This window comes from Novacetimonas sp. GS1 (assembly GCF_036686925.1).
GTDB classification, from domain to species: Bacteria; Pseudomonadota; Alphaproteobacteria; order Acetobacterales; family Acetobacteraceae; genus Novacetimonas; species Novacetimonas hansenii.
In genome coordinates, this window is sequence record NZ_VSZP01000001.1 from 3,213,235 (window position 1) to 3,232,743 (window position 19,509).

At 64.3% G+C, this 19,509-nt stretch carries 15 protein-coding genes and 1 pseudogene; 5 read left to right on the top strand and 11 right to left on the bottom strand.

The features are described 5' to 3' along the window. Positions 1 to 225: 225 nt before the first annotated feature. Positions 226 to 1,200 (bottom strand): tyrosine recombinase XerC, encoded by a 975-nt coding sequence (locus FYB92_RS14100; protein ID WP_003617844.1) that lies wholly within the window; start codon positions 1,198 to 1,200, stop codon positions 226 to 228. Positions 1,201 to 1,523: 323 nt separating this feature from the next. On the opposite strand from FYB92_RS14100, the pseudogene FYB92_RS14105 reads away from it, so the two are divergent. Continuing rightward, positions 1,524 to 3,705, top strand: a pseudogene (locus FYB92_RS14105) (primosomal protein N'). A 570-nt stretch (positions 3,706 to 4,275) separates the two neighbouring features. Here the strand turns inward: FYB92_RS14105 and FYB92_RS14110 are convergent. After that, a complete protein-coding gene (locus tag FYB92_RS14110; protein ID WP_332828832.1) occupies positions 4,276 to 5,961 on the bottom strand; it encodes an FAD-dependent protein in 1,686 nt (561 codons plus the stop codon). Between the two features lie 244 nt (positions 5,962 to 6,205). On the opposite strand from FYB92_RS14110, the gene FYB92_RS14115 reads away from it, so the two are divergent. The 3 genes from FYB92_RS14115 (at position 6,206) to FYB92_RS14125 (ending at position 9,842) form a co-directional block, all read left to right on the top strand. Beyond that, complete coding sequence (locus FYB92_RS14115; protein ID WP_003617841.1) at positions 6,206 to 7,252, top strand: cation diffusion facilitator family transporter; 1,047 nt, start codon at positions 6,206 to 6,208, stop codon at positions 7,250 to 7,252. 23 nt (positions 7,253 to 7,275) lie between these two features. Continuing rightward, positions 7,276 to 8,208 (top strand): cation diffusion facilitator family transporter, encoded by a 933-nt coding sequence (locus FYB92_RS14120; protein WP_332829026.1) that lies wholly within the window; start codon positions 7,276 to 7,278, stop codon positions 8,206 to 8,208. A gap of 257 nt (positions 8,209 to 8,465) precedes the next feature. Continuing rightward, positions 8,466 to 9,842 (top strand): chloride channel protein, encoded by a 1,377-nt coding sequence (locus tag FYB92_RS14125; protein WP_003617838.1) that lies wholly within the window; start codon positions 8,466 to 8,468, stop codon positions 9,840 to 9,842. 103 nt (positions 9,843 to 9,945) lie between these two features. Here FYB92_RS14125 and FYB92_RS14130 read toward each other — a convergent pair whose 3' ends face one another. The 8 genes from FYB92_RS14130 to FYB92_RS14165 all read right to left on the bottom strand — a co-directional run bounded on the left by FYB92_RS14130 (position 9,946) and on the right by FYB92_RS14165 (position 17,841). Beyond that, complete coding sequence (locus FYB92_RS14130) at positions 9,946 to 10,983, bottom strand: glycosyltransferase (RefSeq protein WP_408902403.1); 1,038 nt, start codon at positions 10,981 to 10,983, stop codon at positions 9,946 to 9,948. 47 nt (positions 10,984 to 11,030) lie between these two features. Continuing rightward, positions 11,031 to 12,092 (bottom strand): WD40 repeat domain-containing protein, encoded by a 1,062-nt coding sequence (locus FYB92_RS14135; protein ID WP_408887683.1) that lies wholly within the window; start codon positions 12,090 to 12,092, stop codon positions 11,031 to 11,033. 8 nt (positions 12,093 to 12,100) lie between these two features. Continuing rightward, a complete protein-coding gene (locus FYB92_RS14140; RefSeq protein ID WP_192264905.1) occupies positions 12,101 to 13,093 on the bottom strand; it encodes a GTP-binding protein in 993 nt (330 codons plus the stop codon). A gap of 124 nt (positions 13,094 to 13,217) precedes the next feature. After that, positions 13,218 to 14,309, bottom strand: coding sequence for a glycosyltransferase family 4 protein (locus FYB92_RS14145; RefSeq protein ID WP_332828833.1), 1,092 nt, complete (start codon positions 14,307 to 14,309; stop codon positions 13,218 to 13,220). Between the two features lie 46 nt (positions 14,310 to 14,355). Next, entirely contained in the window at positions 14,356 to 15,024 is a 669-nt protein-coding gene (locus FYB92_RS14150; RefSeq protein WP_003617833.1) for a glutathione S-transferase family protein, read from the bottom strand. Between the two features lie 21 nt (positions 15,025 to 15,045). Then, the gene (gene mnmA, locus FYB92_RS14155) at positions 15,046 to 16,122 is read right to left on the bottom strand and encodes a tRNA 2-thiouridine(34) synthase MnmA (RefSeq protein WP_003617832.1); all 1,077 of its coding nucleotides are present in this window, start codon (positions 16,120 to 16,122) and stop codon (positions 15,046 to 15,048) included. Between the two features lie 157 nt (positions 16,123 to 16,279). Next, the gene (locus tag FYB92_RS14160; protein WP_040511472.1) at positions 16,280 to 16,594 is read right to left on the bottom strand and encodes a ferredoxin family 2Fe-2S iron-sulfur cluster binding protein; all 315 of its coding nucleotides are present in this window, start codon (positions 16,592 to 16,594) and stop codon (positions 16,280 to 16,282) included. A gap of 62 nt (positions 16,595 to 16,656) precedes the next feature. Continuing rightward, complete coding sequence (locus tag FYB92_RS14165) at positions 16,657 to 17,841, bottom strand: cysteine desulfurase family protein (protein WP_003617830.1); 1,185 nt, start codon at positions 17,839 to 17,841, stop codon at positions 16,657 to 16,659. Between the two features lie 63 nt (positions 17,842 to 17,904). Here FYB92_RS14165 and FYB92_RS14170 point away from each other — a divergent pair, with 63 nt between their 5' ends. After that, a complete protein-coding gene (locus FYB92_RS14170) occupies positions 17,905 to 18,039 on the top strand; it encodes a hypothetical protein (RefSeq protein WP_003617829.1) in 135 nt (44 codons plus the stop codon). 23 nt (positions 18,040 to 18,062) lie between these two features. Here the strand turns inward: FYB92_RS14170 and FYB92_RS14175 are convergent, their stop codons facing one another. Beyond that, complete coding sequence (locus FYB92_RS14175) at positions 18,063 to 19,202, bottom strand: aminotransferase class V-fold PLP-dependent enzyme (RefSeq protein ID WP_332828834.1); 1,140 nt, start codon at positions 19,200 to 19,202, stop codon at positions 18,063 to 18,065. Between the last annotated feature and the right edge of the window lie 307 nt (positions 19,203 to 19,509).

The window sequence follows — 19,509 nt, forward strand, 5'->3', positions numbered from 1 at the left end:
ACAATCAAAAACTCCGGTTTCCTGCTGGGATATCCTTATCCCTCATCTGCGCACGGACAAGGCTTTTGCGGACAGGGCTTTCGCGGACAGGGCTGTGCCCCATTATTTCCCCATCCCCCATCCGGGCCGCAACGGGGCCACCCGATCACACCCGATACCGCCTGACGGGCATATGAAACGCCACGCCGGGGGATACCAACGGGCCATCATGCTGCGACAGCCCCCTCATGCCCCGGCGCGCGGGTGCGCGCGTGTCCATACGTCAAGCAGGCGCGATTCATCGGCCAGGGTATAACGCTGTGTCGTGGACAGGCTGGCATGGCCCAGCAATTCCTGAATCACACGCAGGTCCGCCCCCCCTTCCATCAGGTGCGTTGCAAATGAATGACGCAGCGCGTGCGGGGTTGCATGGTCCGGCAGGCCCGCCATATGCCGCCACGTCCGCATCGCGCGCTGCGCCACGGCTGCCTGCAGTCGGCCACCGCGCACACCGGGGAACAGTGGCGCCCCGGCAACCGGCGCGGGATGATGGCGTCGCCATTCACGCAGGGCGCGGCCCACGACCGGCAGAAGGGGCACCATACGTTCCTTGCCCCCCTTGCCCATGATCCGCAGCACACCTTCGTCCGCGCCCCCACCAAGCGCCATGGCGCGGTCAAGATCCGCCACATCAAGCGACAGTGCCTCTGAAATACGCAAACCACAGCCATATAGCAGCAGGAACAGCGCACCGTCGCGCATGCGGGCCATGGGGGTATGCGCGATTTCGCCCACGCCCTGCGGCACCTCCAGCGCGTCTTCATGGCTCAGGGGACGGGGCAGTGTTTTCTTTACACGCGGGGCCGCCAGCAGCGCAGGCGCGGGGTTGTCCACCCCATGATGCCGCGCAAGGTAGCGAAAGAACGAACGCAGGGCCGAAACCCGTCGCGCCCGCGTTCGGGCCGCGCGGTCGCGGGTCGTGACACGATGGCCCGGTCGCGGGCGCAACGCCTGATCATGTTCAAACGCCAGCCATGCCCGCAGGTCCGCAAGGCTGAGTGCATCAAGTGCCGCGACATCAACCTCCCCGCCCAGATGGCCGCCAAGGAAATCGAGGAAGCGGTGCAGGTCCCCGCGATAGGCCTCGGTCGTGCGGGGGGAGGCACGGCGTTCATCGGCCATCCAGTCCAGAAAACATGCGCATGCCTGCATGGCCATCATGGCGCGTCGTCCCCTTTATGCCCGGTCTTTTATGCCCAGCCTGTTATGTCTGGCTGTACACCGCGTTCATGATCCCATGTGCCCCCCCATGCAACAGCAGGCAAGACATCCGCCCGCCACGACGCTAGAAAACATTCATGCCGCGTCGTAACCACATGCCCGACCTGCTGGAGTCGCAACCGGACTCGCCTGCCGCCTCCGCCGATGCGCGTCCTGATCCTGCCCATGACACGCCCCGTGACACGCCCCATGACGGGGCACGCGACAGGACACGGGATGGGGCACGAGACGGGGCACAGAACGCGCCACAACGGGTGCGCGTCATGCTGCCGCTGCCATTCGCTGGTGCGCTGGATTACCGCATGCCCCCGGCGGGCACACTGCATCCCGGGGATATCGTGACAGTCCCCCTGGGCCGACGCACCGAAACCGGCGTGGTGTGGGACACACATCTGCGCCTGCCCCCTGAATTCATGCCGCCGCCCATGCCCACCGTCGCCACCGGCCGCCTGCGCGCCGTCAGCGCACGGCTGGACCTGCCCCCCCTACCGGCCGCCCTGCGCCAGTTCATCGACTGGGTCGCGGCCTATACGCTATCACCGCCGGGCATGGTGCTGGCCATGGCGTTACGGGCCAATGCCATGGCCGCCGCCCCGCGTCCAGCCGCCGGATGGGCGGTCACGGACACGCCCCCCCCCTGACCTGCGCCTGACCCCCGCACGGCACAGGGTTCTTGAGATCGCGCGTCTCGGGATGCCACTATCCACAACCGAACTGGCAAACCGGGCGGGTGTCGGGGCCAGCGTCGTGCGTGGCCTTGCACAGGCGGGTTGCCTGCGTGAAGTGGCATTGCCGACACCCCCCGCCTTTGGCATGCCCGACCCCACCCACGCCCCCCCCGTGCTGGAGGGGAAGCAGGCCGACGTCGCGCGCGCCCTGCGCGACACGGTGGCGGAGGACCGGTTCTCGATCACGCTGCTTGAAGGGGTGACAGGATCGGGCAAAACCGAAATCTATATGGAGGCCATTGCCGCATGCCTTGAAAAAGGATTGCAGGCGCTGGTCCTGCTGCCTGAAATTGCGCTGTCATCACAATGGACGGGACGTTTCGCGCGGCGTTTTGGCACACAGCCCGCATTGTGGCATTCCGACCTTGGCACGAGGTTGCGGCGCGTGACGTGGCGTTCGGTCGCCGATGGCGCGGCACGGGTGGTGGTGGGCGCGCGTTCGGCCCTGTTCCTGCCGTTCGCACGCCTTGGCCTTATCATTGTGGATGAGGAGCACGAAACCTCCTTCAAGCAGGAAGAGGGCGTCACCTATAACGCACGGGACATGGCGGTGGTGCGCGCACGCATGGACGCGGCCCCCATCGTGCTGGTTTCCGCGACGCCCAGCCTGGAGACACTGGCCAATGTCGGCGCGGGACGGTACCGCCACCTGCGTCTGGGCGCGCGGCATGGCAATGCATCCATGCCACAGGTGCGGACACTCGACATGCGTGCCGACCCGCCCGAACGCGGACTGTTTTTATCCCCCGTGCTGACCGGCGCGATCAGGGATGCGATCGGGCGGCAGGAACAGGCAATGCTGTTCCTCAACCGCCGTGGCTATGCGCCGCTGACACTGTGCCGCACCTGCGGGCACCGGATGCAGTGCCCGAACTGCACTGCATGGCTGGTGGAACATCGCGCGCGTCATATCCTGACATGCCATCACTGCGGGCATAACGAACAGATGCCGCCCGCATGCCCGTCATGCAACGCCGAAGACAGCCTGACCCCCATAGGCCCCGGCGTCGAACGCATTACAGAAGAAGCGCGCGCGACCTTTCCCGACGCCCGTATCCTGGTGATGGCCAGCGATACACTCCACGGTCCTGCGGCCACCGCAGACGCGGTCGAACGCATCGCCCGTCGCGAAATCGACCTGGTGATCGGCACGCAGATCGTCGCCAAGGGGTGGCATTTCCCGCACCTGACGGTGGTGGGGATCGTCGATGCGGACCTTGGCCTTGGCGGTGGCGACCTGCGCGCGGCCGAACGCACGGTGCAACTGCTGCACCAGGTGGCCGGGCGCGCAGGCCGTGCAGAGGCAGCGGGACATGTCCTGTTGCAAAGCTATGTGCCCGACCATCCGGTGATGGAAGCGCTGGTTTCGGGCGATTTCACAAGCTTCATGGAGCAGGAAGCCGAACAGCGCCGCCCCGGTTTCTGGCCCCCCTTCGGCCGCCTTGTCGCCCTGATCGTAAGTGCTGACACCCCCGAAGCCGCCGACATGACCGCCCGCGCACTGGGGCATGCGGCCCCGCGCCTTGATGGTGTGCAGGTGCTTGGCCCCGCACCCGCGCCACTTGCCATCCTGCGCGGACGTCACCGGCAACGCCTGTTGCTGCGCGCGCGGCGCAACATCCCGGTCCAGCCGATCATGCGCGAATGGCTGTCACGTGTGAAACCCGAACGCGGGGCGCGCGTGGATGTGGATATCGACCCGATTTCGTTCCTGTAGAGCAGAAGCACAAGGGTCTACCTGCCTTAGAGATGATTTGAAAATAACTCATTGATAAAAAATAATAAAAGTTTTTGGGTGCCGCCTTTTTTTAAAAAGGCGGCGTCTTCTGAAGCTTTTTGGAAAAAGCTTCACCAAAAACCTTTTATAATTTCAGAATGTTATCAAGACTGACTTTTCAAACAGTCTTTTAAACACACCATGAACAGCAACAATGTCTTTGGTGGGGTGGTTTTCAAAAGGTCCAAATACCATCACAGGATTCTTGGAAAAAGCGATACCTGACAACTTTGATTATCCCGATCCTGGGCGAACGATCAATTTGCCCCCATAGGGACATCCATATTGCACTTTTGGTCAAAACCCGGAGCCGATCCGACAGGCTGTTGGAGACTGCTGGATCGGGAGTTTACACAAAAAAATATTCCTTAAATTATGAAAATAACAGAATTTTTCAACAAAAAACAGAAATACATTTTCATAAGTTATGAATGATGTCCATTTAATCTCCCAACCCGACAGCCTGCGAACAAAGCGCTGAGTCAGGCAGGATTTTATGAAAATCCTGCCTTAGCGCGCTTCGGACGCCTGTACCATCCCCTTGCGCACCAATCCGTCCACCGGGCGTCCCGCCAGCGATAGGGCAACGGCCTCTGCCATGCGGATGCCATCAATCCCCGCCGACAGGATACCGCCCGCATACCCCGCCCCCTCACCCGCCGGATAAAGGCCGCCGGTATTGACGCTTTGCCCATCCACACCCCGCAGGATACGCAAGGGGGAGGAAGTCCGTGTCTCCACCCCCGTCATGACGGCGTCGGCCATGGCAAATCCCTCCAGCTTACGTTCAAAGGCCGGCAACGCCTCACGCAGGGCGGCGACCACGAAATCCGGCAGGCAGGCGGCAAGGTCGGTTGGCGTGACGCCGGGGCGATAGGACGGCACGACATCGCCAAGCGAGGTGGAGGCGCGGCCGGCCAGAAAATCGCCCACCGTCTGCGCCGGGGCGAAATAACGCCCACCCCCTGCCAGGAACGCCTGACGTTCCCAGTGACGCTGGAACGCAATCCCGGCCAGAGGGCCGCCGGGATAATCCACATCCGGTGTGACACCCACCACAATTCCGGCATTTGCATTGCGTTCGGCGCGGGAATACTGGCTCATGCCATTGGTCACGACCTGTCCTTCCTCCGACGTGGCGGCGACGACCGTGCCGCCGGGGCACATGCAGAAGGAATAGACCGCGCGCCCATTGGACGCATGATGCACCAGCCGGTAATCCGCCGCCCCGACCACCGGGTCCGGCGTGCGGGTGCCATATCGCGCGACATCAATGACTGATTGCGGGTGTTCGATACGCACGCCGATAGAAAAGGGCTTTGCCACCATTTCCACCCCGCTGGCGTGCAGGCGGGCGAACGTGTCGCGTGCGCTGTGCCCGATGGCAAGGATGACATGCGTGGCCGCAATGACCTGCCCATCCCCCAGCCGCACCCCCGTGACGTGGCGCGCGCCATCCGCCGCCACGTCGATCAGCAGTTCATCCACATGCGCGTCAAAGCGGTATTCCCCGCCAAGCGCCTCGATCTGGGCGCGGATATGTTCCACCATGGAGACAAGGCGGAACGTGCCGACATGCGGGTGGGAGATATAGAGGATTTCCTCCGGCGCGCCAGCGCGCACGAACTCTTCCAGCACCTTGCGGCCATAATGGCGTGGATCGCTGACCTGGCTGTAAAGCTTGCCGTCGGAAAACGTCCCTGCCCCGCCTTCGCCGAACTGCACGTTGCTTTCGGGATTGAGGACGGATTTGCGCCACAACGCAAACGTATCGACGGTGCGTTCGCGCACCACCTTGCCACGTTCGACAATGATGGGCCGCAACCCCATCTGCGCCAGAACCAGTGCCGCCATCAGCCCGCATGGCCCCGCACCGACCACGACCGGACGGCTGTAACCCAGGCGCGTGGCAAGGCGTGCGCCATCATCAATGCACATGCGGTAGCGGGTGTCGGGCGCCACAACCACATTGCGGTCCTGCGCATGCGCCGCCAGCACCACATCCGCGTCACGCACCCGGCAGTCGATGGTATAGACCATCACCACCCGCCCCCGCCTGCGCGCATCATGGCCACGACGGAATATCTCGAACCCCTCCAGCGCATCAGGGGCGATATCCAGGCGTTCCACAATGGCCTGTTCCAGCGCCGCGCGGTCATGACCAAGGGGAAGGCGCAGTTCGGTAAGTCTGATCATCGGGAAAGGGTCCATCGACACGATGATGCTCCGGCAGGGGGTATGACATGAATGGGCATGTGATCTGCAATCACCCATTGCCCGTGTGCGGCGCGCCTGCCATATCATGCCGACCCGGATGGGGCGAGGGCGGCATGTCGCATTAATGCGGGTGCCCCATGCGCGCCGCATGTCCCCAGCCGCTGAAAGTTCGCGTTCCATGGCGCAGCATCGCCGGGACACAGACCGAGGAAAGAGCGCGCCAATGGGCGACGAGCATCACGACGAATCCTGTCATGGTCATGGGCATGATCATTCCCCCCATCATGATGACGGTCATGGGCACAGCCATGACCATGATGAGGAGGATGGACATGCGGGCCATGACCATGCCCACGGCGCGTTCGGCCATCACCACGCCCATGCCCCGGCCTCGTATGGCAGGGCCTTTGCCTTCGGGATCGCGCTGAACCTGATTTACGTCATCGCAGAGGCCACATGGGGCGTCGCGTCGCATGCGCTCGCGCTGCTTGCCGATGCGGGGCATAACCTGTCCGATGTCCTGGCGCTTGGGGCCGCATGGCTGGCGGAAATCCTGTCACGGCGTTCCCCCACCGCCAATTTCACTTATGGCCTGCGCCGCTCCTCCATCCTTGCGGCGCTGGGCAATGCGGTCGCCCTCCTGCTGGTGACGGGGGGGATCATCTGGGAATCCGTGCTGCGCCTTGCCCATCCGCATCCGGTTGCGGGCATGACGGTCATGGTCGTCGCCGCCATCGGCATTGCCGTCAACGGGGTGACGGCAATGCTGTTCGCCAGCGGGGGCAAAGGGGACCTGAACCTGCGGGGCGCGTTCCTTCATATGGCATCCGATGCGCTGATGTCGCTGGCGGTGGTGGTGTCGGGCGGCATCATCGTCATGACGGGATGGCTGTGGATGGACCCGGTGGTCAGCCTGCTGGTCTCCATCTCCATCGTGGCGGGGACGTGGTCGCTGCTGCGGGATTCGCTGGATATGGCGCTCGACCGGGTGCCACGTTCGGTTGATCGCATGCAGGTGGAAGAGTATCTGCGCACCCTGCCTGATATCGTGGACCTGCATGACCTGCATATCTGGCCCATCAGCACGACTGAAACCGCGCTTACGGTTCATCTTGTCCGCGATGAACATGCCCCCGCGATGAACAGCCGTACGCTGCATGATATCGCCCGCGAACTCAAGGCGCGCTTCAGGATCGTCCATCCCACGTTGCAGATGGAAACCCGCCATGATGCAACGCTGTGCATGCTTGCGGCGGCGCATAGCGTATGATCAGCACATCCCCAGACACGGCGATGCCGACCACCGCCCCCGGTTCCGGTTCTGGTTCCAGTTCTGGGGCATCACGCAACCTGATCGCCTGGGTGACGCTGGCGGTCAGCATCCTTGCGCTGGCGATGAAATACATGGCGTGGCGCGCAACCGGCAGTGTCGCGCTGTATTCCGACACGCTGGAGACGATCATCAATGTCGTTGCCGCCGTGGCGGGGCTGTGGGCGCTGCATGTCGCAAGCCTGCCGCCGGACGAAAACCACACCTATGGCCATTACAAGGCCGAATACCTGTCCGCCGTGGCCGAAGGGGTACTGGTGGTCATGACCGCCATAACCATCGGGCATGAGGCATGGAAGGGATGGTTCGACCCCCACCTGCCGACCAATTCCATGATCGGCGTAATCTTCAATGGCGGGGCGGGTATTCTCAACCTCGTATGGGGGGCGGTCATGATGGCGGCAGGGCGACGCCACCAGTCGCCCACCCTGATCGCGGGGGCACAGCATGTGCTGTCCGACGTATGGGCGTCAGCCGCGCTGGTGGCGGGCTTTGTGCTGATCCCTCTGACGGGATGGGACAGGCTGGACAGCATCCTTGCCGGGCTGATCGCGCTTAATGTGCTGCGCACCGGGTGGGACATGATGCGCACCTCCATCTCCGGCCTGATGGACGCGGCACCCGAACCGGCCACGCTGACGCAGATCCGCCGGATCATCTCCATCAACGCCACGGGCGCGATCGAGGCGCATGACATCCGCGCGCGTATCGTCGGCGCGATGACCTTCATCGAATTTCACCTCGTCGTTGCTGGCGACATGAGTGTGGAGGCCGCCCATCAGATCTGTGACCGTATCGAGGAGGCATTACGCCGGGAACTTGGCAGTGCGCTGATCAATATTCATGTTGAACCCGAACGCAAGGCCAAGCATAACGGCATCATTGTCCTGCCCTGATGACTGTTGCAACGGGGATGGCAGCCATGCAGTGGCACGGCGACATGATCCGGCAACCCTGTACCAACACACGGGTTTGGGGTCATTGTGGCGGTCATGCACGATGTCACCCCACCCCGAACGGCCCCTGCGCGCCACAACGCACCATCAGCACGGCGCACCCTGGAACGGTACGCCCGTCTGATAACGTTATCTCCATCTTTGCACAGCAGATACCGGTTCCGGTTCCACGTCATTACTGAAAGCCCTGTCCGGCTATGAAACCTGACCTTACCCCGGCCCGCAGGCGTCACCTGCGGCGTTCCGCACGGATCACCACGGAACAGTGGCGGCGCAAGCTTGCCTGCTGGACGGCGGCCATCGCCGTGGGAATCGTGGCGGTCGTCTTTGCCCTTGCGGCGGACAGGGCGGCGGCCATCCGCACGCACCTGATCGCATGGAACCCGTGGGTCATGCTGATTGTCACGCCAGGTGGGCTTGCCCTGTCATCATGGCTGACGCGGACATGGTTCCGTGGCGCACAGGGCAGCGGCATCCCGCAGACCATCGCAACACTGAACCTGACGAACTTCGCGGTGGTGGACCGGTTGCTGACGTTGCGGATCGCGTTTGGCAAGATCGCACTGACGACGCTGGGCCTTCTGGCCGGGGCGTCGATCGGGCGTGAGGGACCAACGGTGCAGGTGGGGGCGGCCATCATGCATACCTGCGGGCGCTGGCTGAACCTGTCCACCGTCAGCATGCGGCGGGGCCTGATCCTGGCGGGGGGGGCATCGGGCGTGGCTGCGGCCTTCAACACGCCGCTTGCCGGGATCGTCTTTGCCATTGAGGAATTGAGCCATTCTTTCGAACAGCGCACCAGTGGCACCATGCTGACGGGTGTGATCCTGTCTGGTGTCACCGCCATCGCGCTGGTCGGCAACTATACCTATTTCGGCCATACCGACGTCAGCGTGCCCATCGGCATCAGCTGGATCGCGGTGCTGACCTGCGGCATCCTTGGCGGCGTGGGCGGTGGCGTGTTTTCCGCCATCCTGATCCGTGCGACGGCGGGCCTTCCGGGTGCGCTGGGACGCTTTGCCAAAAGCCATCCCGTGGCGTTCGCCGCCACATGCGGCCTGATGCTGGCGATCCTTGGCATCGCATCGGACGGCATCACCTACGGCACGGGATATTATCAGGCGCATGCCATCATTGATGGACAGGCACATTACCCCGCATCGTTCTTCATCCTGAAATTCATCGCCACCATCATTTCCTACTGCTCCGGCATTCCGGGTGGGCTGTTCGCGCCATCATTGGCGATCGGGGCGGGGTTTGGTGGATGGGTGGCACAGTTCCTGCCCCACACCACGCCGGGTGCGGTCGTCCTGCTGGGGATGGTGGGATATTTTTCCGCCGTGGTACAGTCACCATTGACGGCGTCGGTCATCGTCATGGAAATGTGCGACAATCAGGAAGTCACGCTGGCCCTGCTGGCTACCGCATTCCTTGCCTATGGCGTCTCACGCATGATCTGCCACCATTCGCTATACAGTGCGCTGGCGGAATCATTCCTCGGCGGCGTGGCAAAGCAGCAACCGCCCGCCCCTCCGGCACCGGTTGCGCCAGAACAGGCAGCCCCCACGCGGTAAAGGCCAGATGCTCCTGGCAATGATTTCTAGAAAATCTTTGAAAGACATAGTGTTTTAAAAATACAGAAACCAGATTTCATGACGTCACACTGGTTTCATGACGTCATCCCGGCACGCAGATGCGGCGGTAATAATCCAGCCATTGTTGCGTCACCGCCTCACGCGTGTAACGGGCACGGTACTGCGCATATCCCCCCGCCACGATCCGCGCACGCAGTGCCGGATCATCCAGTACGGCGCGCAGGGCATGCGTCAGGGCGGGTACGTCGTCAATCGGCACCAGCATGCCATTTTCCCCATCGCGGACATGCGCGCGCGGCCCGGCGCTGGCACAGGCGACAAGCGGCGCGCGCGCCGACCATGCATCAAGGATGACCGTCCCGAACGGTTCATAACGTGACGGCAGCACACAGACCTCCGCCGCAGCAAGCAACGCGCCACGGTCCGTCCGCCAGCCAAGGAAACGCACACGCGACGCCACCCCCAGCGTCGCAGCCAGATCCCCCAGCGCATCACGCAGCGGCCCGTCGCCTGCCATCCACAGGTAACAGTCCGGCAGGTCACGCAATGCGCGCAACAACGTCTCCAGCCCCTTTGCCTCATGCAGGCGCGACAGCGTCAGCAGCACGCGGGCATCATCGGGCGTCTTCAGGGACCGCCGCGATACCGGGGCAGCGTCCTCCACCGAGGGGAAGGTCGGGATATAGGCGACATGATCGGCAGCAACCCCGCGCGCCTGCATCGAATCCGCCATGTCAGGTGTGCAGCCCACGAACCAGCGGCAGTGCGAAAACGCGCGCAGATCCTTGTAATTACCGAACCAGCCAATGACCTGCGCCAACCGCCCCGTATTGGGCGGCGTCAGTTCGGCCGCACGGCGCAGCCAGCAATGCACGATATCCGGCCGATAGCGCGCGATTTCACGCCCCACGCGCCGGCGTTGCATCATCGCAAAGGGCACATTCAGGGGATCGGTGATGACATCCACCCCCGCCGCGCGCAGTTCCGCAGCCCGCGGCGCATCCGGGCGCATCACCACGCATTGTGACAGTCCCGCATGCTGCAGGCTGAGGATCACATCGGTGGAATAAAGTTCCGCCCCGCCATTTCCCCGCCCCGCCATGATATGCAGGACGCGCACAGGGGGCACATCCAACCCGGACATGCCGCCCGCGTGCGATCCCGTGCTCAACGCGCGGACAGGTCCACGATGGCGATGCGTCCTTCCTCTGTCCCGAAAGCAAGGGCGCAGCCATCCTCGCTGAAGGTCAGGGCGGATACCGGCCCGCCCCCCGCCGTGCAGACCGGCAGGATCTTTTGCGCCGCACTGTCGGCAATCAGCACCGTGCCGTCGGCAAAACCCGCCGCCACGATGTCATGGACGGGATGGGTTGCAACACGGGTACAGGGTACGCCCGGCACCCCGCCAAGTTCCGCGGGCGCCTTGCCCATCGGCCCACCGCCAAAGAACGGCCACATCACCACGACATCCGCGCCACTGGTGACGAGCCATTTTCCATTGCGGGTAAAGGCCATCGACTGCACCTTGGAGGGGTAGCCGCTCATGCGCATGTTGTGCCCGTCCGACAGCCGCCAGCCATGCAGTTCGGATTCCTGCATCGACGTCACCAGCGCCTCGCCCTCTGGATGGATGGCGATGCCGATATGGCTGCCCTTCCATTCCAGCAGCCGCGGCGTGTCCACCCTGGCCTGCACGAACCACATCGTCGCACCATTGTAATGCGACGCGGCGATACGTTTGCCCTTGGCGTCGAACGCAATGCCGCTGACGGTGGAGGGATGTTCCAGCGTCTTGAGCGTATTCGCCCCCGACGCATCACGCAGTTCCACATTCTTGCCCGCGGCAAAGGCGATCACGCCGCCCTTCGTCGCATCCCTGGGGTTGGTCCAGGTCGTGACATGTTCAATCCAGCGGCGGCCCTTGACCAGGTCACTGACGGACCCATCGGCGGCCACGCGGCGCAGGGCGTTGTCGTCCCCCCCCGTCAGGAACCCACCCGGCCCCGCATCGGGCGCGACCGACAGGATCGCACCATCATGGATGGTCATCACCTGCCACGCATCGGCCTGCCCCCAATCCGCACGCGGGGCGAGGACGATATCCCCCTCCCCCGTGACGAAGGCGACCTGCTGGCTGTCACGCGAAATGACGCAGCCGGTCACATGGGCCTGCAATGTGCGGGTGGCGCCACGCCGTTGCAGAAGGGTTTCGGGCATGGTCGTGTTCATCTGCTCACTCATCTCGCACGGCAGCTTTCAAAACCACGACGCAGTTGCGGGCGGTTAAGGTTGCGCCCGATGAACACAAGGCGCGATTGCGGGGTCTCGTCCGCTTTCCACGGGCCGATGAAGCCGCCATCAGCCATCATATGCACCGCCTGAAACGCAAAACGCTGGGGCTCGCCCCTGTAATTCAGGATGCCCTTGGCGCGCAGGATGTCCGCGCCCTGTTCTTGCAACAGCGCGCCGATCCATGCCTGGAACTTTGCCGCGTCAAGCGGTTCCTCAACCACGAAGGACATCGACGTTACGTCCTCCTCATGATGGTGTTCGGTCTCTTCCAGGAAATGCGGGGCCTGCTGCAATGCGCGTTGCAGGTCGAACCCGCCCTGATCGAGCACATCGCTCAGCGCGACATCGCCGCGCTGCGCACGATGCAGGCGCGCCACGCCGTTGATCGCACGGATACGCGATTCGATGCTGGCCAGCGCCACTTCGTCCACAAGGTCGGTCTTGTTGAGGATGATCACATCAGCAAAGGCGATCTGGTTCACCGCCTCTGTGCTGTCCTCAAGGGTCTGAAGCACGTTATAGGCATCCACAACGGTCACAACCGCATCAAGGCGCGTCTTGCCGCGCACATCCTCATCGACAAAGAAGGTCTGCGCAACGGGGGCGGGATCGGCCAGGCCGGTCGTCTCCACGATGATGCCGTCGAACCTGCCGCGCCGCTTCATCAGGTTGCCAAGGATACGGATCAGGTCACCCCGCACGGTGCAGCAGATGCACCCGTTATTCATTTCGAACACTTCCTCGTCCGCATCCACGACAAGGTCGTTATCCACACCCAGTTCGCCGAATTCATTAACCACAACCGCATATTTGCGGCCATGTTCGGCGGTCAGGATGTGATTGAGCAGCGTCGTCTTTCCCGCGCCCAGAAATCCGGTCAGGACCGTGACCGGCACAAGCCTGTCCGTATCCAGCGATGCCTGCGTGGCGTCCGACATGGTGTTACTCCATCACTCTCGAATTACGTTTCCTGCATATAGGCATACTGGTGCGCCTGTCACATACCCAGCCCCCATGCTGCCGACATGCGCGATGGTCATGCGCCCCGAACATGCGCCCACATCACACCCCTGCGCCGATACAGGCGGCGCGGACCTCGTGCCGGATGGCACGGGCATGGGGCAGGTCGAACCGGCGCGCCTGTTCGCGTCCCCGCGCCGACAGGGCCGCGCGCGCGGCGGGCGCACCCATCAGGCCCGACAGGGCGGCGGCCAGCCCCTCCACCGGCATTGGCGGCACCAGCAGGCCGCCATCGCCCACCACCCGCGACAGCGCCCCATACGGCGCGGACACCAGCGCCGCCCCCGCCGCCATTGCCTCCAGCGCGCTGAGGCCAAAGGGTTCAGGCCAGCGTCCGGGCATGACCACGATCGCCGCCCGTCCCATCGCCGCCAATACATCGGCATGGGGGCGGTATCCCAACATCTTCACCCCTGCCGCCTTTGCCTGCGGCCGCAGTGCTGCGATGAAGGGGGTTTCAGGCGCCTGCGCAAAAAAACGGTCCGCGCCATACATCACCGCGCGCCAGCCGGGATGGGCCGCGCGGATGCTGGCCCATGCCTGCACGAACAGGTCCGCCCCCTTGTCCGCGACCACACGCCCTGCGAACATCACCACCGCTTCACGCGCGGCGGCCGGCGTACAGGTTGCGGGCACGGCGGTGCCATTGGGGGAAAACACGACGCGCGCGCCGCAATCGTCAGGCAGGCCGTCGAGGAAGCGCGCACGCAGCCAGTGTGATACGGCGGCGATACGCACCCGCCCCACCAATGCACGCCGTTGCGCGGGCGTGCGGGCAAAACGCATGCCCTGCGGATCGTTATGCAGCACCAGCAGGATGGGAACGCCGGGGAACCGGCGCGCCAGGAACAGGGCCATGTCGGGACGGTTATGCACCTCGATCAGCTCAGGTGCGGGTATGGTGCGACGGATCGCACGCGCCACCGCGCATGCATAACGCCACAGCGCCGTCCCCGGTGGCCACCACCCCATCACCGCCGGCACGAACCGGCCACCAGACAGCGGTGTGCCCGTAATGGGCATGCCCACGACCACATCATCCGTCCCGGCCATGGCCGTGACCTGCAACCCGATGGCGCCCACCGCGTCGGGGGAATATCCCTCCCGCCGGGGCAGTACTGTCACGACACGCATCACTCACTCCGCACCGGGTTTACCCCACACCGGGCGATACGACCCCTCAGGGGATGTCCTCGAACCTGGCGTTGCGCCATTCCTTCGGCTCCGCCAGCGCGGCCTGGTACCACTGATCCACCAGCGGATGCGCACGCACCGCGTTCATATAGGCCACTGATTCCGGCGAAGGGGTCACGCCATAGGACAGGAAGCGCGAGACGATGGGCGCATACATCGCATCAGCCAGTGTAAAATCAGCACCGAACAGGAACGCGCCGCCCTGCCCGAAATCCAGCCGTGCCTCGGTCCAGATAGCGTCGATACGCGCGATGTCCGCATCGATGTCGTCATTCGTGCCGCCCGCCAGCGGACGGGCATGACGCCCGACATTCATCGGCATCGCCGCGCGCACCGCACGGAAACCGGCATGCATCTCTGCCGCGATGGAGCGTGCAAAGGCGCGCGCACGCGGCGCGACCGGCCAGAGGGCTGGCGCCTGATCGGCACAATATTCACAGATCGCGATGCTTTCCCACACCGCACTTCCCCGATGTTCCAGATAAGGCACCTTGCCATTGGGGGAAATGGTCCTGATGGCCGACGTGTTGCCATCGTTGGAAAGCGGGATCACCACCTCCTCCACATCCAGCGCTGCCAGCCTGACGGCAAGCCAGCCGCGCAAGGACCAGGAGGAGTAACGCCGCGTCCCGATGACCAATCTTCCCTCTGCCATGTCTTCGTCCTTTCGTGGCCTTCAGGCGGCGCTGTCGTGCCGGCGGATGAACCCACCGCCCAGCACCCGTGTCCCGTCATACATCACACAGGCCTGTCCCGGTGCGGGCACCGCCGCCTCGTCAAGGAGGACCGATGCCCCGTCTTCCGTGCGGCGGACCGTGGCGGGGCGCACCGCCTCACGCGCGCGGATCTGCACACTGCAGCGCAGGCCCTGAGCAGGCGGTTCCACCAGCCAGTTCATGTTCCGCAACCGCAGTTCGCGCGTCACACCCTGCGTGCGCGGGCCGATCACCACACGCCTGCGGCCGGGTTCGATCCCCACCACCATCTGGCGTTCGCCCCCCTGCATTGTCGCATCACCCAGGCGGCGGCTCTGCCCCACGGTATACCGCGCAACCCCTTCATGCGTGCCCACGACATTGCCGGAAAGGTCCACGATCTCCCCCGCGCCACTGGTCTGCGGGCGCAGTTTCTCCACCAGCCTGGCATAGGAACCATCGGGAATGAAACACAGGTCCTGGCTGTCGGGCTTGCCCGCCACCGCCAGACCGAAACGTTCGGCCTCTGCCCGCACGGCGTCCTTGTCCGGCATATCGCCAAGCGGGAAACGCAGGAAGCCAAGCTGCTGCAACGTGGTGGCAAACAGGAACCATGACTGGTCACGCCCGGCATCCACCGGACGGTGCAGTTCCACACCCTGCGGCCCCTCGATGCGGCGGACGTAATGGCCGGTGGCCATCGCATCGACGCCAAGGTCACGCGCCATGCCCAGAAGGTCGGTGAATTTCACCCCCTGGTTACAGGCGACACAGGGGACTGGCGTTTCCCCTTCGGCATAGGCGTCGGCGAATGTCTCGATCACGCTGTCGCGGAAGCGCCGTTCGGCGTCGATGACGTAATGCGCGATGCCAAGGCGATCGGCCACGCGACGTGCATCATGGATGTCACGTCCCGCACAGCACGCGCCCTTGCGCGCGCTTTCGCGCGAATCATACAGTTGCAGGGTCGCCCCCACCACCTCATGCCCTTCTTCGACAAGACGGGCGGCGACAACCGAACTGTCCACCCCACCGGACATGGCGACCAGGATACGCATGGGTCCGTTATACTTTCACACGAATTGAGGACAACCGGGCCATCCTGCCTATCGAAGGCACAGGCCCGGCGTCAAAGGAATTATCGGGCCACCCGCCACGAACATGCCCGTCCGGCACGCGCGCATCCGGCACATGCCCCGCCCGGGACATCCGCGTTCAGGATGCACGCGGCAGGCGCACCACAAGCCCGTCCAGCGCCTCGGTCATGACGATCTGGCAGCCAAGGCGCGATGTCTTTTCCAACCCGAAGGCAAGGTCGAGCATGTCTTCCTCATCCTCGGTCGGGGGCGTCAGCTTTTCCGCCCACTGCGGATCGACAACCACATGGCACGTCGCACAGGCCAGCGACCCTTCGCACGCACCCTCAAGGTCCACCCCGTTCTTGTGCGCGATTTCCAGCACCGACAGCCCAAGCGGGGCCGCGACCTCGCGCCGGGTGCCATCACGTTCGACAAAAACAATATGCGCCATCATTCCATCCTGAACACAGTTCCACGCCCGGACATCCATGCCGGGCCATTCCTATCCCCGCGCTATGCGCCCCCGGCCGCGGCACGGCACAGGATCTGCGCCGCACGATCCATATCGGCGCGTGAGGTATAGCGTCCGACCGCCAGACGCAAGCTTCGCGCCGCCTGCGCCGCATCCAGCCCCATTGCCGTCAGCACATAAGACGGCACCACCTCGGCCGAGGAACAGGCCGACCCCGTGGACACACACAGTTCGGGCGCACGCGCCATGATATCAAGGGCCGTCGCGTCTGCGAAACGCAGGTTCAGGTTGGTCGGCAGGCGATGTTCCATGTCACCATTGACCTCCACCCCCGGACATCCGGCACGCAGCAGGTGCAGCAGATGGTCACGCAGCATCCGCCCGCGCGCGGCATCACCGGCCATTTCACGCATCGCGATGTCGCACGCCGCCCCGAAACCGATCAGCAGCGGCGCGGGCAGCGTCCCCGAGCGCAGGCCGCGTTCCTGCCCCCCGCCCGAAAACAGCGCGGCCAGCCGCACGCGCGGCCTGCGCCGTACGAACAGCGCGCCCACCCCCTTTGGCCCGTACATCTTGTGCGCGGAAACCGAGGCAAGGTCGAGGTCCAGCGCGCGCACATCCACCGCGACCTTGCCCACCGCCTGTGCAAGGTCGCTGTGCAGCAGCGCACCCGCACGGCGCACCAGCGGGGCAAGCCCGGCCATGTCATGCATCACGCCGGTTTCATTGTTCGCCATCATGATGCTGACCAGCAGGGTCGGCACCTCCAGCGCACGGTGCAGCACATCGGGGTCCAGCCGCCCGTCCGCCCCGACCGGCACGATAACGGGTTCGCACCCTTCGGCCCGGAGATCACGGACGGATTCCAGCACGCATTTATGTTCCGTGGCCACCGTGATGACCCGCCGTCGCGCCGTGCCGGTGGACAGCAGGTGACGCACCGCCCCCTTGATGGCAAGGTTGTTGGCCTCCGTTGCACCGGACGTGAACACAACCTCACGCGCCTGCGCACCCAGCAGGGCGGCGACACGGGCGCGGGCGATTTCCACGGCGTCATGCACTCGCCGCCCCGCCGCGTGATCCACACTGTGGGGATTGGCGAAATGCGTGGTGAACCATGGCAGCATTTCATCGACCACGCGCGGATCGCACGGCGTCGTCGCCTGATAATCGAGGTAGATTTCCCCATCTGGCGTCTGGGCGCCCGGACGTGCCATATCCAGCATTGTCATCATAACTCCGCCACATAACTCCGCCACGTGTGGGTCGATCCCCACCATGCCAGGACAATGTTCCCGCACGGCACCATGCCGGGCTGGCGCAAGGACGTTCCTGATGAAGCTTTTTCAAAAACCTTCAAAGAGCATCGCTTTTTTTCACAAAAAGGCAGCAGCCGGAACCCTGTCGTCACCGCGCCATTGTAAAGCGCGCCCTCACGTTGTCCACGTCAAACCGCCGCGCGCAGGGGCAGGCGGGCGACCATGTCGGCATATGCGGCCATGAACGCCCCCACCTGCGCATCTGTCACCGACCATGGCAGGGAGACGCGAATCGCACATTCCGCCTGATCCAGTAGCCCCATCGCGACCAGCACATGCGAACGCGCGACCTTTCCCGACGAACATGCCGCCCCGGCGGAGACGCAAAACCCCGCCATGTCGAGTGCGATCAACTGCGTCTGCGCACGCCGGTGTGGCAGGACAAGGCAGGTGGTGTGCGCCAGTCGTGGCGCATCCGCCGAACAGACCACCGCGCCACAGTCACGCGCCACACGGTCAATGTCGTCGCGCAACCGCGCAAGGCGCGCCCGATGCGTGGGATCGGCCAGGTCACGCGTCGCGGCCGACAGGGCGGCGGCCATACCGGCGATAGCCGGCAGCGCGGGCGTACCACCGCGCCGCCCCTGTTCCTGCCCCCCACCCGCCAGCATGGGCGACAGGGCGACGAACCCCGCCCCCGCCAGCAAGAGCGCGCCGGTGCCCTTCGGCCCGCCGAATTTATGCCCCGACACCGCCACGCTATCCGCGCCAAGCACGCGCAGGTCCACCGCCATGCGTCCGGCCGCCTGCACCGCATCGACATGCAGACGCGCGCCATGTGCGCGACACAGGCGCGCGACCTCGGCAATCGGCTGGATCACACCCGTCTCGTTATTGGCCAGCATCACGCAGACCAGCGCCTCCCCCGGCTGTGCCAGCAGGGCCGCCAGCGTGTCGAGGCGGATCACACCCTGCGCGTCGATGGGAATGGCCTGCCCGCCATGCGCCTGCGCGGCCATGCGCACGGCGTCATGTTCGCTTGCGCCATACAGGATGCGCCGCCCGCGCCCCAACGCATCAACCGCCAGGACATTGGCCTCCGTCCCGCCGGATGTCATGACACAGTTTTCCGCCGTCACACCGAACGTGGCGGCAATTTCTTCCCGCGCGGACTCCATGACGGCACGCGCGGCGCGACCTGACCGATGGACCGACGCGGGGTTGCCACACACCATCGCCGCCGCCGTCATCGCATCGAGCGCCTCGGGGCGAAGTGGCTCCGACGCATTGGCGTCCAGATAGAAAAAATCCCCGCCGGCACCGTTCATTTCAATCCCCGATCCTTCTGTGCCCGCCAATACCACGGCATTACTTCGTGGCCCATGTTTACGATTTATGTGGCAATTTGTGAATTGGCCTCGCTATAAGCTGCGCATCCCACACGTGTGATGAGGCCCGGCGGGAGCCGGGCAACGGCAAGCCCCCGCCCCATCACGCAGCAACACATGGCGGAGCGCAGACCATGAGGCAGCATAAGGACAGGCCGGCACACGCAACGCCATACCCCGACATGCCTGCCACAGACGCAACGCTTACCCGACAAACTAACATTTTTAATCCCTAGGCCACGTCAGC

Bases quoted from the DNA above. Each gene is read 5' to 3' on its own strand.
- FYB92_RS14100 (WP_003617844.1), bottom strand. From the start codon at position 1,200: ATGATGGCCATGCAGGCATGCGCATGTTTTCTGGACTGGATGGCCGAT.
- FYB92_RS14110 (WP_332828832.1), bottom strand. From the start codon at position 5,961: ATGATCAGACTTACCGAACTGCGCCTTCCCCTTGGTCATGACCGCGCG.
- FYB92_RS14115 (WP_003617841.1), top strand. From the start codon at position 6,206: ATGGGCGACGAGCATCACGACGAATCCTGTCATGGTCATGGGCATGAT.
- FYB92_RS14120 (WP_332829026.1), top strand. From the start codon at position 7,276: ATGCCGACCACCGCCCCCGGTTCCGGTTCTGGTTCCAGTTCTGGGGCA.
- FYB92_RS14125 (WP_003617838.1), top strand. From the start codon at position 8,466: ATGAAACCTGACCTTACCCCGGCCCGCAGGCGTCACCTGCGGCGTTCC.
- FYB92_RS14135 (WP_408887683.1), bottom strand. From the start codon at position 12,092: ATGAACACGACCATGCCCGAAACCCTTCTGCAACGGCGTGGCGCCACC.
- FYB92_RS14140 (WP_192264905.1), bottom strand. From the start codon at position 13,093: ATGTCGGACGCCACGCAGGCATCGCTGGATACGGACAGGCTTGTGCCG.
- FYB92_RS14145 (WP_332828833.1), bottom strand. From the start codon at position 14,309: ATGCGTGTCGTGACAGTACTGCCCCGGCGGGAGGGATATTCCCCCGAC.
- FYB92_RS14150 (WP_003617833.1), bottom strand. From the start codon at position 15,024: ATGGCAGAGGGAAGATTGGTCATCGGGACGCGGCGTTACTCCTCCTGG.
- mnmA (WP_003617832.1), bottom strand. From the start codon at position 16,122: ATGCGTATCCTGGTCGCCATGTCCGGTGGGGTGGACAGTTCGGTTGTC.
- FYB92_RS14160 (WP_040511472.1), bottom strand. From the start codon at position 16,594: ATGGCGCATATTGTTTTTGTCGAACGTGATGGCACCCGGCGCGAGGTC.
- FYB92_RS14165 (WP_003617830.1), bottom strand. From the start codon at position 17,841: ATGCTGGATATGGCACGTCCGGGCGCCCAGACGCCAGATGGGGAAATC.
- FYB92_RS14170 (WP_003617829.1), top strand. From the start codon at position 17,905: ATGTTCCCGCACGGCACCATGCCGGGCTGGCGCAAGGACGTTCCTGAT.
- FYB92_RS14175 (WP_332828834.1), bottom strand. From the start codon at position 19,202: ATGAACGGTGCCGGCGGGGATTTTTTCTATCTGGACGCCAATGCGTCG.